The organism is Streptomyces sp. NPDC048255 (assembly GCF_040652415.1).
In the GTDB taxonomy this organism is placed as follows: domain Bacteria; phylum Actinomycetota; class Actinomycetes; order Streptomycetales; family Streptomycetaceae; genus Streptomyces.
This window is the reverse complement of the sequence record NZ_JBEZMA010000107.1, coordinates 1-12,120: the sequence shown is the minus strand read 5'-3', so window position 1 is coordinate 12,120 and position 12,120 is coordinate 1. Positions and strand designations below refer to the sequence as shown.

Below are 12,120 nucleotides of genomic sequence, written 5' to 3'. Positions count from 1 at the left end.
GAGGTCGAACTCGTGCGGGGGCAGGTCGAGGGTGTAGCAGGCTTCGCGGACGACGGCCTGTTCGGTCTTGTCGAAGTCGCCGTCGGCGCCGCCGATGACGATGCCGATCTGGATGACGGCGCGGGCCTCGGCGGGCTTCTTCTTCGCCTTGGCGATCTCCTGCATGACGCTGACCTTGCCGAGGGCGAAGTCAGCGGTCAGCTTGTTGAGGTTCTCGTCGAAACGCCGCTGCAGGTCCGCCGCGTCGAAGTTCCGCAGTACCTCGTTGGTGGCGATCAGCTGTGCGACCCGCTGGCGTTCGGAAGGGTCGATCGTGCCGTCTGCGGCGGCGACGAGGGCGCACATCGCCATGCTGGCGTCGCGGAAGGCGCCGCTCTTGAGGTCGTTCTTCTTCGCTTCCAGCTGCGTCTGCATCGACTGGGCGGATTCCTTGATGCGGTCCCACAGGGCCATGCCAACTCCGGTGCGTGGTTGGGGTGCCGGGGCCGGGACGGACGGCCCCAACCCCAGCAGCTAATTTCTACGTCAGTGTAGAAGCTAGCGGGTGGGGGAGGCGCCACTACGCCTCATCGCCCCCACCCTCCCCCTCACTCTCGTCCCCGTCGCCTTCGAAGAAGTCGCCGATCTCGTCGACTGCTTCGGCTGCAACCATGCCGCCCACGACGCCGACTGCGAGGCCCGCGGCGCCTGCGGCGACGACGGTGCCCATGCCGGGGCCTGAGCGGTGGCCGCCGTGGTGGCTGTCATGTCCGTGATGGCCGTGGTCGTCCTTGTGGGCGTGGCTGCCGTGAACGTCGCCGTGCCCGTCCTGGCTGTGGGCGGCGTGGGAACCGCGCTGCTCGACGAGCCTGCTGATCCAGGATCCGACGACGGCGTTCCAGTCCCGACGGGCCGCGCCTTCATGGCTGACCGTGTGGCGGCCCAGTGCGTCGTGGCCGCCGGTGAAGAGTCCGCCGCGCTTGTCGGCTTCCAGGACGACCTCTGTACCGGCGGGGTCTGCGAGGAAGGTCAGCTCGATCTCGTTCACCTGGTGCGCGTACTGCGGCGGCGGGGCGAGTTCGATCTCCTGGTAGAAGGGAAGCTGTTGCCCGGTGCCACCGATGCGCCCGTACTCAAGGTCTGCGGACTTGAAGCCGAAGCCGAGCTGCCCAAAGGCTTCCAAGATCGCTTCCTGGACGGGCAGGGGGCCCACCGCTAGCTGGTCGAGGTCACCCTTGTCTTTGGCGCCGGCCACCCCGAGCTCGGTGCGTACGCCGAGCACGATTCCCAGCGGCTGACCGTACAACTGGGTGACGGGGGTCTCCCACGGGAGCGTGATCGCGAACGGCACGGCGCGCTGCTCACCTTCGGCGAGGCGGAAGCCGCCGCCGACGTTGAACCGCTCGAAGACGACCGCGTCCTCGTGCTCGCCGCCGTCGTGCTCGGCTTCGACTCGGGCGACGAGTTCGAGCGCGATGTGCTCGATGTCGAAGTCGGCCCTGCCGCCGGTGAGACGGACTTCCCCGGTGAGGCTGCCGCCGGGCACGGCCGAGCCCATGTCGAGGACCGTGTCCACGGCGGGTCCGCCGACCCCCATCGAGCCGAGCAGGCGCTTGAACACCATCGTGGCGTTCTCCTTCGTGTGCGTCGCGTTGTGATTGCGTTTCATGTGCACGGCGGTGCTGCGGGCCAAGGGTTCCGGGCCCGCGGCACCGCGCGAGCAACGAGGTGCTACTTCGCTGTGCCGTCCAGAGCGGCAAGGGCCTGCGCCCAGCGGACGTACTTCAGATCGGCGAGATCGGCGACGGTCTTGACGCCGAACGCCTTCTGAAGGTGCTCACCCTCCTTTTCCGATATGCCCTTGATGGCGGACACGGGTGCGGCGAGGATCTCGGGCAGGCTCTTGTCCGCCCACGCCTTGTCCAGCACCTTGTCCAGATCGATCGAAGCCATGTCTTTCCCCTCCTGGAACATGCGCGACAGATGTGCGTGCACCGCGACCGGGCAGCACGGAACGTCCCACCCCGCCCTGGCATTATCTACACGCATGTAGAAGCATAGGAGCGACAGGCCGCCCGCGAGGCGAGGAGGGGCAAGGTTGGCCGGGAAAGTCCGAAAGACCTCCCCCTTCGCCTTCCGCGACGTCGCCGGCCAGGGTCTTTACCGATCCTTTACACTTGTTTCGCGGATACTGTTCCGCCCAGCAACCTGGACCCGTACGCGGTCCACCGAGTGAAGAAGGAGCAGCAGACCCGCAATGGGTGAACCTCCCAGTCCTGGCCGTGTCACGCCTTGCCCGCAGATTCTTGAGCCGGGAGCGGGGGTGGCACGGTGACCGAAGTCCTTTTGCTGCTTCTCGCGCTGGCGTTGACGCTGGCGTGTGCGGTGTTCGTCGCCGCCGAGTTCTCCCTCACCACCGTCGAGCGCAGCGAGCTTGACCGCGCCGTCGCCGCAGGTGAGCGCGGTGCCGAGGGCGCTTTGAAGGCCGCCAAGCGTCTGACCTTCCAGCTGTCCGGTGCCCAGTTGGGCATCACGGTGACCTCGCTGGTGATCGGCATGCTCGCCGAACCGTCCGTCTCCGCCATCCTGCGCGGGCCCCTGGAGGCCGTCGGCCTGCCCTCCGGCGCGGTGTCGACCACGGCGACCCTGCTGGGCGTTGCCATCTCCACCGTCGTGCTGATGGTGGTCGGCGAGCTCGTACCGAAGAACTGGGCGATCTCGCGCCCATTGGCCGTCGCCAAGGTCGTCGCAGGCCCGCAGCGCGGCTTCACCGCAGCCTTCGGCCCGCTGATCCGGCACCTGAACAACACCGCGAACCGACTGGTGCGCCGCCTCGGCCTGGAGCCCGCCGAGGAACTGGCCTCCGCCCGTACCCCGGAGGAACTGGTCGCGCTCGTCCAGCACTCCGCCCGTGAGGGCGCGATCGAGGCGGACTCGGCAGAGCTCTTCGTGAAGACCCTGCACCTGGCCGAGCTGACCGCGGAGAACGTGATGACCCCGCGCGTCGATGTTCAGGCCCTGGAGGCCCATGCCTCCGCGGCCGACGCGGCGAACCTGACCCTGGCCACCGGCATGTCGCGCTTCCCGGTCTACCGCGACACCCTGGACGAGGTGATCGGCACCCTCCACATCCGGGACGTCCTCGCCCTGGGGGAGGACAAGCGGGCGATGACCGCAGTCACCGACCTGATGACCGAGCCGCTGCTGGTGCCGCACTCCCTGCCCGTGGACACTCTCCTGGGGCGGCTGCGCAAGGCCCGCACCATGGCCGTGATCATCGACGAATACGGCGGCACGGCAGGTGTCGCGACCGTCGAGGACATTGTCGAGGAAGTCGTCGGCGAGGTCCGCGACGAGCACGACCCGATGGAGGTCCCCGACCTCCTTGAAGCACCCGAGCATGACGGCCACCGCGTCTGGGAGGCCGACGGAAGTGTCCGCCTCGACGAGCTGGAAGCGATCGGCCTGACGGCGCCCGAAGGCCCGTACGAGACGCTGGCCGGCCTGATCGCCACCCGCCTGGAACGGATCCCCGCCGAGGGCGACACCCTCACCGTCAACGGCTGGGAGCTGTCCGTCCTGGACATAGAGCACCACCGCGCCGACCGGGTCTCGATCACCGCACCCGCGAGTACCACCTCCACAGATCCTGTCTCCGGGGAGGAGGCCCTATGACCACCATCCAACTGCTGATCGGCGCCCTCACCCTGATCACCAACGCCTTCTTCGTCGGCGCCGAGTTCGCCCTGATCTCGGTACGCAGAAGCCAGATCGAACCGGCCGCGACGAAGGGCAACCTTCGGGCGAAGACCACACTGTGGGGACTTGAGCACCTCTCCGCGATGATGGCCACCGCCCAGCTCGGCATCACCGTGTCCTCGCTGGTCCTGGGCGCCGTCGCGGAGCCCGCCATCGCACACCTGCTGGAGCCCCCCTTCCACGCCATCGGCGTACCCGAGGCACTGATCCACCCGATCGCCTTCGTCATCGCGCTCACCCTGGCGACCTACCTGCACATGCTCGTCGGCGAGATGGTCCCCAAGAACATCGCACTCGCCGCCCCCGCGCCGACCGCGCTGCTCCTCGGCCCGCCCCTGGTCGCCCTCACGCGGGCGCTCCGGCCGTTCGTCTTCGGCATCAACGCCGTCGCCAACACACTGCTGCGCCTTTTGAAGGTCGAGCCCAAGGACGAGATTGCCTCCGTCTTCACCGACGACGAACTCGCCCGCCTGATCAAGGACTCCAGCGCCGCAGGCCTCCTCGCGCCCGAGGACGGCGAACGCCTCCAGGATGCCCTGGAACTCGGCACCCGGCCCGTGGGTGAGGTGATGGTCCCCCTCGACCGAGTTGTCACCGTAGGCCACGACATCACCCCGCAGGGCCTGGAGCGGGCAGCCGCCGCCCACGGCTTCTCCCGCCTGCCCGTCACCGGACCGGGAGAGGAAATCCTGGGTTACCTCCACATCAAGGACGCCCTCGGCACCGCCGACCGCACCAAGCCCTTCCCCCGCACGTCACTGCACCCGATCACCAAGGTCGCCCTCGACACCCCGCTCGACGACACCATGACCGCCATGCGCGCGGCCGGCACCCACCTCGCGGCCGTCACCGGCAGCAAGGGCTCCGTCCTCGGCTTCGTCACCATGGAAGACGTCCTCGAAGAGCTCGTCGGCGCTGCCCACGACGGCGGGGCCTGACCTTCATGAAACGCCGGCCGGCACTCGCCCGCTCGGGGTGCCGGCCACCGGCGTACCGCCCACCCCCGGCAGGTCGATCCGGGGCGCCTGCGAGCCGACTCGCCAACCGCCCCTTCGCGGAGAGACGCATGCCGCAAACCCGCATCGGTATCGCCCTGGTCGCGGTCGGAGTTCCCGTCACCGTGATGGGATCGGCGAAATACGCACATTCGGGCCCGGCTTCGCTGTAGTCACCGTCGGGCTCTCGCTCCACATGACTCGTGATGCCGCTCGGCAGAGCGAGATACCGCAGACTCCTGTATAGGGGTCGGCGCATTTCGCGCGGGCCATGGTGAGGGTGTTCGGCGTGCTTGAGGTTCCGCTCTCGCGGTCGCCGCCGAGAAGAACTCCGCCCTCGTCCTGCCCTTCCCCGTCGAACTGCTGCGCTTCCTGGAACGCGCGGCCCCGGCGCAGCCTGCGCCCGGGGAGCACGGGCTGCCGCCGGAAGAACCAGCCGCCGAGGCAGTTTCGCCGGATCGGGACAGTGACGCCGACGACTGGCGGGCAAGCCTCCCCGAGCCCCCCGAGCGGACTTCGGCCCCACTGGCCTGAGTCCACCCATCTGGCCTGTATCCACCGGGGCCGTGTCGAGCAGGCAGGCGTATGACCGGCGCAACGAGAGGATGGGCCTGCCGGCTCAGCCGCGCCCGGCCCGTGACGCCAGCATCGCCAGGCCGGTGACAAGAGCGGCAAGGCCGATGACCAGCACCGGGAAGCCCGGGCCCGGCAGTACGTACAGCAAGGCGCCTACCAGCGTCGTGGGGGCACCCACGACCACCAGGGCGACCGCGAGACGAGATTCCGTGAGATTGCGCCGTGCCCATGAGAGGAGTTTTTCGCCGGGCATCGCGGTCAGCCTTCCTCTGTCGAATGAGGGCGGCGAGAGGCCCGCTCGGCCCGGAGGAAGCATGCTCCGGCCGCGACGAGGAAGGCGAAGCCGAGACCCGTGCAGGCGGTTACGACGTCCGACGGTGCGTCGAGCATGCGCGGGACCGCATTCAGAGGCATGAGGCCGTACAGGCAGAGGAGGGCCCAGGCGTAGGGGCGGATCGCGAGCCGCCGCCCCCGAAGCCCGCGTGGCGTCCAGCCGTTGAGCATCGCCAACGCCAGGGGGAGCACGAGCAGCGTGCCCACCACGAGGGCGATGCCGTGGTACAGCGGATTTCCGTTCATTGACACCTCTCTGATGCGTACGCCCACGATAAACGGCCGATATATGTCGCGTTCATGCCGGAGTCCGGCAATGTGCGGGCGTCCGGACTGCCGTCAGAGCCCCGTCAAGACGACGTAAGGGATACGTAAAGTAGCCGGTGGAGTGCCGGGACGCCTGGTCGGCGAACACGGAACCCATCTCTTCTCGAATCGGGGGCTTCTGCCATGGTGCTCGTCGCTGTCTTCGGTGTGGCGCTGTTGATCGCCGTACTGTTCTCCGGGCTCGCCGCCCGCACCGTGCTCTCGACCTCGCTGCTGTTCCTGGTGGGCGGGGCGCTGGTCAGCGACGGGTTCCTCGGGCTGATCCACATCACAGCTGACAGCCCGATCGTGGCGGTCACGGCCGATCTGGCCCTGTTCGCGGTGCTGTTCACCGACGGCATGCACGTCTCGTTCCCGAAGCTGCGGGAGAACTGGAAGAACCCCGCCCGCGCCCTGGGACTGGGGATGCCGCTGGCCATGGCCGGCATGGCGCTGATCACCCACTACCTCGTCGGGCTGGACTGGACGACATCCTTCCTGGTCGGCGCGGTGCTGGCGCCGACGGACCCGGTGTTCGCCTCGGCCATCGTGGGGCGCAAGGAAGTGCCGGCGAAGCTGCGCCAGCTGCTGAACGTGGAGAGCGGGATCAACGACGGTCTCGCCCTTCCGGTGGTCCTGATCCTCATCGCCGTCGCCGGACCCACCTCCGGCCAGATGCAGGCATCCATCCCCGTGATCGGCATGGAGCTCGGCCTCGGACTCGTCTTCGGGATCGTGCTCCCCCTGGCGGTCGCCGGTCTGGTGCGTCTGAGGCTGCTGGGAGCGGAGCCGAAGCTCCAGCCTCTGCTGCCGCTGGCGACGGGGATCATCCTGTACGGGCTGTGCCACCTCACGCACGCCAACCCCTACCTGGCCGCGTTCTCCGCCGGCGCCGTCCTGGCCGCTGTATCCCCGGAGGCCAAGACGGTCTTCGAGCCGCTCGGCGAGGCGCTGGCGGAGCTGGCGAAGTTCGCCGCACTGCTCGTCTTCGGTGCCCTGCTCACGCCGCAGTTGTTCGGCGACCTGTCGTGGGGCGGCTACGTGGCCGTGGTTCTGGCGATCGTGCTGATCCGCCCGGCCTCGCTGCTGCTGTCGCTGCTCGGCACCCGCTTGGAGCGGCGGGAGAAGCTGGTCGCCGCCTGGTTCGGCCCCAAGGGCTTCGCATCCGTCGTCTACGGCCTGCTCGTCCTCCAGGCCGGCATCCCGCAGGGCCAGGAGGCGTACACCCTCATCGCGATCTGCATCGCCTTCTCGATCATCGCCCACAGCAGCACCGACGTGCCCATCGCCTGCCTCTTCCACGTCGACGACCTCGCCGGCATCCCAGCCGCCAGCTCGCCCCGCCCCTCCCACCCGCCGGTCACCACCGGCCGGGAGACGAGCCGTGTCGGGCCGTAAGACGAGTCGCGACGAGCGGACACGCGCCCGCCGCCGACGGCGCCTGCACACCAAGGGCGTGCTGGCGTTCCTCGGCGACCCGGTCACCGCGCACGTCTGGCACCGTGACATCACGGCGGTTTCCGGCCGGGAACTGGTTCAGGCGACCGGCGACGATCCCCGCGGGGCGCCGCTGTACATCATCGCCTCGGGGCTCGCGTGCGCTGCGATGGGCGGGCTCGGGCTGATGGCGGCCTGGTGGTGGCTCCGCCGCACTGATGACCGTCTGGCGGGCCACCCCCGGGAACTGAGGGTTTCGGGATGGATCGCCATGGGCCTGGTCGCGGACGCGTTCGCCGCCTTGTGGGTGCTGCTCTGGCTCGACGGGCCTTACTGGCTGCACCCGATCGTCCGGTCCGCAGTGGCCTTCCCCGTGCTCGCGGCCCTCCCCGTTCAGCACCGCAAGCGGAGCGGAGGGGAGTGGTGAACCGGCACGAGGCACGTTCCCAGGTCATTTCACTGACGGCGTGGTGGGCCATGGTCTCCGTGGTCCTCTGGGTGATCAGTTCGATGGCTGACCAACCCGCTTCCCTCCCTGCATGCATGGCCGGCGCCGCTCTGCTGACCGGTCTCGGTGAGGTCGGAGACTGGCTGCGCAGGCGCTGGTCCGCAGCCCGGTCGACGAGGCGACGCCGAGAACCGTGAACCGTGAACCGTGACGGTCAGGCCGAGGTACCGGGCCAGCCCAGCAGCCGGGCGCCGATGACCGCGGTCTGGAGGGTGTAGCGATGCCGCGGATCGGCGGGGTCGGCCTGGGTGAGAGTGTGGATGCGCTCCAGCCGGTACGTCAGCGCGCGCACGCTCAAGGAGAGGCGGCGGGCCGCGTCGGTCGCGACGCAGCCGCTGTCGAAGTACGCGTTGAGGGTGTCGATCAGCGGCTGCGTGCCGCCACGGGCCTGCCGCAGGGGTCCCAGCGTGCTGTCCACCAGGTCGGCCATGGCCTGCCGGTCCCGCGTCAGGACCGGGTAGACGAGCAGATCGGCGGCATGCAGCACCGGCTCCTCAAGTTCCATGCGGCGGGCCAGATCCAGGGCGTTGAGCGCCTCCTCATAGGAGTGGACAACGCCGCCGGGGCCGGGGTGTGCGCGGCCGATGGCGACCCGGCCGCCGTCCGTGGCCGCGTACGCCTGCTTCGCGAAGAAGGCCAGCACGTCACCCTGATCGCCGGGGGCCACGCAGATCAGCCGGCCGTCCTTCGTCGTGAGCAGGGTGTGCCGGTTCCCGAAGCGGGCCAGGACAGCCGCTTCTATGCCGCGGGCTACGGGATAGCCGTCCCCGTAGGGCTCGGGTCCGATGGCCACGGCAACCGCATGGCTCTGCGAAAGGCGCAGCCCGAAGCGTTCCGCTCGCTCGGCCAGCCGGCCCAGGTCGCTGCGACCGTACAGCAGGTCATCGATGAACTCCCTTCGCGCGGCCTCCTCTTGGCGCACGGCGAGGCGCTGGGCCCGCTCGAAGCCTTCGGCGAAGGCGTCCACCGCCTGTTCCACGGCAGCGAGCAATTGCCATGCCGCGGACGCCGTCAGCGTGATCTGCACGGCCTGGGCCTCAGCCAGATGGGCGCGTACGAGTTCTCGCAGGCCCGCGCCTTCCTCCGCCGCCCGTTCGCCTTGCGACCGACGGTCGTCCAGTTCGCTGCGGTTCAGCCGCCGGCCGGTGGCGCAGGCGTCCCGAAGAATTCGCGCATACCCGGTCAGATACTGCTCCGCAGCCGTCAGCCCTGCCATGACTCCACCCCGATCCTGACGCGCCCCTGACGCGCGTTTGATGACGGACCAGGGTGGCATGCCGGTCCGGTGAGGCGGCAATCGGCATCAGGACTGCTGGAACCCGGCAATGCGCGGGGTCTCCGTGGGTGTTTGATGTACGCGAAAAGTCAGTGATGACCTAGTAGGTTCCTCGCCGGGTTGGGGTGGTCTCGTCCGTTTGCGCTTGGCGAGGGACGTACTAGGTCATAAATGCGGAGCCGACCGATGGCTAGCTTCCCGGTCCGGAGCCGATGCAGTGCCTCACCCCCGTCACCAGCCGGCTGTTCGCCGCCTCACCGACGCTGAGCCGGTCCAGCGCGACCGACCCTTGGGGCGCGGGGCTCGAAATGCCGGGCTAAGACTGGGTGAGGTTCTCGACCCAGACGTTCGTCAGGTAACTGCCCGAAGGGCACGTCGCCGTCGAGGTCTTGGCCTCGCTCAGTGAGTAGTGGCTGCTGTACCAGGTGCCGGAGACGTTGATGCTGCCGGATCCGACACTGATCCCCTTGCAGGTGATCCACACGCGGTGCTTGGACGATCCGCCGTTCCAGCACTTGGCGTAACCGATTCGGGCGTCCTTGGACCACGTCTGGCAGGAGGCGCCCAGCGCACCCGCTGCCGCGGGCTGGGCCACCGCCAGTCCGCCGAGCAGAAGTGCCGCCGTGGCCCCGGTTGTCACCAGTGCCTTCGCCGTCTTCGCCATGTCCCCCTGCTTCCCTCGTCCAAAGGAGAAGGCGTAGTGGACGATACCCCAAGAGGTGATCTCAGCACGGACAGGATCAGCTCAGGTACGACCAGACACGATCCTTGCAGGGGCCACAGCGCCACGGTCAGGCAGGAGCTCTCGAAGGACACCGGCACGACAGCATCGCGGCCAAGAGAGCAGGGGCCCCAAACATCCTGTTGGGAAGCCCAGTTGGATATCCGCGACCGGAGGGCTTCACGATGCATCCTTGGGGCGTGCCTTCAAATCCCTTGCACCACCCCCGTGCGGACACGCCAGGTCAGATGGTCGTCTGCGGTGACGACGGGCTCGCCCACCGGCTCGCGGCCGAGCTGCGCGATGTGTACCGCGAGCACGTCACCCTCGTGGTGCCCACGGCCGGTGAGGCCGTACCGGGTCAGCCCGGTTCCGTACGGAGTCCCGCTCGCGGGCTGGGCTTCGGGCTGCTGGACAGACTCCCGGCAGCCAGGCCACGCCCGGCGGCGCCCGGCGAGCCGTCCTCCGCGGTCAGTGAGCTGCGCGTGGTGGAGGCCGCGGCACCCGTCGAGGACGTTCTCACCGCCGCCGGAGTGACCGAGGCCGCCGCACTGGCGCTGGTGTACGAGGACGACGACACCAACCTGCGCGCGGCTCTGCTGGCACGACGGCTCAATCCGAGGCTGCGGCTGGTGATCCGGCTCTACAACCGCAAGCTGGGACAGCACTTGGAGGAGTTGCTGGACCAGGCGGCGATCGTAGCCGAACCGGGCATCGACCTGCGCGAGCTGGACTCCTCGACGACCGTGCTGTCCGACGCGGACACCGCCGCGCCCGCACTCGCGGCGTCGGCGGTGGCCGGTACCGGCAAGGTGGTGCAGGCCGACGGCCTGCTGCTGCGGGCGGTGGAGCGTACGCCGCCGCAGCGCGGGGAGGTGGCCGACCCGGGCCTTTGCACGCTGGCACTGCTCTCCGCGACCTCCAGCGATCCGGCCGGCAGCGAAGGTTCGGAGCTGAGCGGCGAGCACGGGCCGCAGCTGCTGCCTGACGACCGGGCGGTTGCGGCCGCGTCCGGCCGGGGGATCGTGGCCCTGGAAGCGGTCTCTTACACAAAACCCTCGCAGGCCGCACGGCGGGTGGGCGCGGCTGGGCTGCCGGTGGCCTCGCTGTTCTCCCGGCGGCTGCGCTGGTCCCTGGCCGGCATCGTGGCGGCCGTCGCCGCTCTGGCGGTGGCCTCCTGGCTGACCACGGGAGACCATCCACTGCACGCCGCGTACATGACCCTGCTCGACATCTTCGCGATCAACGACCCCGCGGTGGAGGAGCCTACCGAGCGGCAAGTGCTTCAGATTCTGGCCGGGTTCGTCGGACTGCTCCTGCTGCCCGTCCTGGTGGCGGCTGCCCTGGAGGCCTTGGGCGCGTTCCGTACGGCGACGGCCCTCAGGCGGCCGCCCCGCGGGCTGTCCGGGCATGTGGTGCTGCTCGGGCTGGGCAAGATCGGGTCACGCGTATTGGCCCGGCTGCGGGAACTGGAGATCCCCGTGGTGTGCGTCGAGAGTGACCCGGAAGCCCGCGGACTGGCGCTCGCCCGACGCCTGCGGGTCCCGGTAGTCCTGGGAGACGTCACCGAGGAAGGCGTACTGGAGGCGGCCCGCATCCACCGCGCGCACGCCCTGCTCGCCCTGACCAGCTCCGACACCACCAACCTCGAAGCCTCGCTCTACGCCCGCTCGGTCAGCGCCGAAGTGCGCGTCACCCTGCGCCTGTACGACGACGACTTCGCCACCGCCGTCTACCGCACATTGCGCGCCGCCCACCCGGACGCCCTCACCCGAAGCCGCAGCGTCACCCACCTCTCCGCCCCCGCCTTCGCAGGGGCGATGATGGGCCGACAGATCCTCGGCGCCATACCGGTGGAGCGCCGGGTACTGCTCTTCGCCGCCGTCGACGTCGGCGGCCATGGACAGCTCGAAGGCCGGACGATCGCCGAAACCTTCCGCCCCGGCGCCTGGCGGGTGATCGCCATCGACACCGCGGCCCCCGAAGAACGCCGCCCTGACCTGGCCGCCTCCCACAGCGACGACATGAGCCGGCCACCCGGGCTGGTCTGGGAGCTCCACCCCGGCTATGTCCTCAAGCCGCAGGACCGCGTCGTAGTAGCGGCCACCCGCCGAGGCCTCGCCGAACTCCTGGGAAGCCAAAACGTCCACCTCGCAGAGCCCCCCTCCTGACCGCGCTGCGAGATTGATGCCGACTCGGTCCCCGAGCCTCGTGGTGGGAGCACCGCGGT

12 protein-coding genes and 1 pseudogene are annotated in these 12,120 nt (G+C 69.3%); 6 read left to right on the top strand and 7 right to left on the bottom strand.

Annotation, left to right across the window (positions count from 1 at the left end; all coding sequences use genetic code 11):
- The 3 genes from AB0D94_RS37010 to AB0D94_RS37000 form a co-directional block, all read right to left on the bottom strand.
- Nucleotides 1–453: TerB family tellurite resistance protein (locus tag AB0D94_RS37010; RefSeq protein ID WP_362062088.1), on the bottom strand; the 453-nt coding region annotated here is incomplete at its 3' end.
- 106 nt (nucleotides 454–559) lie between these two features.
- Entirely contained in the window at nucleotides 560–1,603 is a 1,044-nt protein-coding gene (locus AB0D94_RS37005) for a sporulation protein (RefSeq protein ID WP_362062094.1), read from the bottom strand.
- A 107-nt stretch (nucleotides 1,604–1,710) separates the two neighbouring features.
- Nucleotides 1,711–1,932: a hypothetical protein gene (locus tag AB0D94_RS37000; RefSeq protein ID WP_362062085.1), complete on the bottom strand. Its 222-nt coding sequence runs from the start codon at nucleotides 1,930–1,932 to the stop codon at nucleotides 1,711–1,713.
- 378 nt (nucleotides 1,933–2,310) lie between these two features.
- On the opposite strand from AB0D94_RS37000, the gene AB0D94_RS36995 reads away from it, so the two are divergent.
- The 3 genes and pseudogenes from AB0D94_RS36995 to AB0D94_RS36985 form a co-directional block, all read left to right on the top strand.
- Entirely contained in the window at nucleotides 2,311–3,654 is a 1,344-nt protein-coding gene (locus tag AB0D94_RS36995; protein WP_362062082.1) for a hemolysin family protein, read from the top strand.
- On the top strand, nucleotides 3,651–4,676 hold the full coding sequence (locus AB0D94_RS36990) for a hemolysin family protein (protein WP_362062079.1): 1,026 nt from the start codon (nucleotides 3,651–3,653) through the stop codon (nucleotides 4,674–4,676). Before AB0D94_RS36995 ends, AB0D94_RS36990 begins: the two co-directional genes overlap by 4 nt.
- A 357-nt stretch (nucleotides 4,677–5,033) precedes the next feature.
- Nucleotides 5,034–5,267: pseudogene (locus tag AB0D94_RS36985) on the top strand (slipin family protein); the annotation flags it as partial.
- Between the two features lie 85 nt (nucleotides 5,268–5,352).
- Here the strand turns inward: AB0D94_RS36985 and AB0D94_RS36980 are convergent.
- Entirely contained in the window at nucleotides 5,353–5,562 is a 210-nt protein-coding gene (locus AB0D94_RS36980) for a hypothetical protein (RefSeq protein WP_362062076.1), read from the bottom strand.
- Between the two features lie 5 nt (nucleotides 5,563–5,567).
- Nucleotides 5,568–5,888 carry a hypothetical protein gene (locus tag AB0D94_RS36975; RefSeq protein WP_362062073.1) on the bottom strand — a complete coding sequence of 107 codons (321 nt, stop codon included), beginning with the start codon at nucleotides 5,886–5,888 and terminating at the stop codon, nucleotides 5,568–5,570.
- 204 nt (nucleotides 5,889–6,092) lie between these two features.
- On the opposite strand from AB0D94_RS36975, the gene AB0D94_RS36970 reads away from it, so the two are divergent.
- Both AB0D94_RS36970 and AB0D94_RS36965 read left to right on the top strand, forming a co-directional pair.
- The gene (locus AB0D94_RS36970; protein WP_362062070.1) at nucleotides 6,093–7,346 is read left to right on the top strand and encodes a cation:proton antiporter; all 1,254 of its coding nucleotides are present in this window, start codon (nucleotides 6,093–6,095) and stop codon (nucleotides 7,344–7,346) included.
- Entirely contained in the window at nucleotides 7,333–7,812 is a 480-nt protein-coding gene (locus AB0D94_RS36965; protein ID WP_362062067.1) for a hypothetical protein, read from the top strand. Before AB0D94_RS36970 ends, AB0D94_RS36965 begins: the two co-directional genes overlap by 14 nt.
- A 235-nt stretch (nucleotides 7,813–8,047) precedes the next feature.
- Here the strand turns inward: AB0D94_RS36965 and AB0D94_RS36960 are convergent, their stop codons facing one another.
- On the bottom strand, nucleotides 8,048–9,109 hold the full coding sequence (locus tag AB0D94_RS36960) for a helix-turn-helix domain-containing protein (RefSeq protein WP_362062064.1): 1,062 nt from the start codon (nucleotides 9,107–9,109) through the stop codon (nucleotides 8,048–8,050).
- A 376-nt stretch (nucleotides 9,110–9,485) separates the two neighbouring features.
- On the bottom strand, nucleotides 9,486–9,833 hold the full coding sequence (locus tag AB0D94_RS36955; RefSeq protein ID WP_362062061.1) for a hypothetical protein: 348 nt from the start codon (nucleotides 9,831–9,833) through the stop codon (nucleotides 9,486–9,488).
- Nucleotides 9,834–10,138: 305 nt separating this feature from the next.
- Here AB0D94_RS36955 and AB0D94_RS36950 point away from each other — a divergent pair, with 305 nt between their 5' ends.
- A complete protein-coding gene (locus AB0D94_RS36950) occupies nucleotides 10,139–12,061 on the top strand; it encodes an NAD-binding protein (RefSeq protein WP_362062091.1) in 1,923 nt (640 codons plus the stop codon).
- Nucleotides 12,062–12,120: the final 59 nt, after the last annotated feature.

Bases quoted from the DNA above. Each gene is read 5' to 3' on its own strand.
- AB0D94_RS37005 (WP_362062094.1), bottom strand. From the start codon at position 1,603: ATGGTGTTCAAGCGCCTGCTCGGCTCGATGGGGGTCGGCGGACCCGCC.
- AB0D94_RS37000 (WP_362062085.1), bottom strand. From the start codon at position 1,932: ATGGCTTCGATCGATCTGGACAAGGTGCTGGACAAGGCGTGGGCGGAC.
- AB0D94_RS36990 (WP_362062079.1), top strand. From the start codon at position 3,651: ATGACCACCATCCAACTGCTGATCGGCGCCCTCACCCTGATCACCAAC.
- AB0D94_RS36980 (WP_362062076.1), bottom strand. From the start codon at position 5,562: ATGCCCGGCGAAAAACTCCTCTCATGGGCACGGCGCAATCTCACGGAA.
- AB0D94_RS36975 (WP_362062073.1), bottom strand. From the start codon at position 5,888: ATGAACGGAAATCCGCTGTACCACGGCATCGCCCTCGTGGTGGGCACG.
- AB0D94_RS36970 (WP_362062070.1), top strand. From the start codon at position 6,093: ATGGTGCTCGTCGCTGTCTTCGGTGTGGCGCTGTTGATCGCCGTACTG.
- AB0D94_RS36960 (WP_362062064.1), bottom strand. From the start codon at position 9,109: ATGGCAGGGCTGACGGCTGCGGAGCAGTATCTGACCGGGTATGCGCGA.
- AB0D94_RS36955 (WP_362062061.1), bottom strand. From the start codon at position 9,833: ATGGCGAAGACGGCGAAGGCACTGGTGACAACCGGGGCCACGGCGGCA.
- AB0D94_RS36950 (WP_362062091.1), top strand. From the start codon at position 10,139: ATGGTCGTCTGCGGTGACGACGGGCTCGCCCACCGGCTCGCGGCCGAG.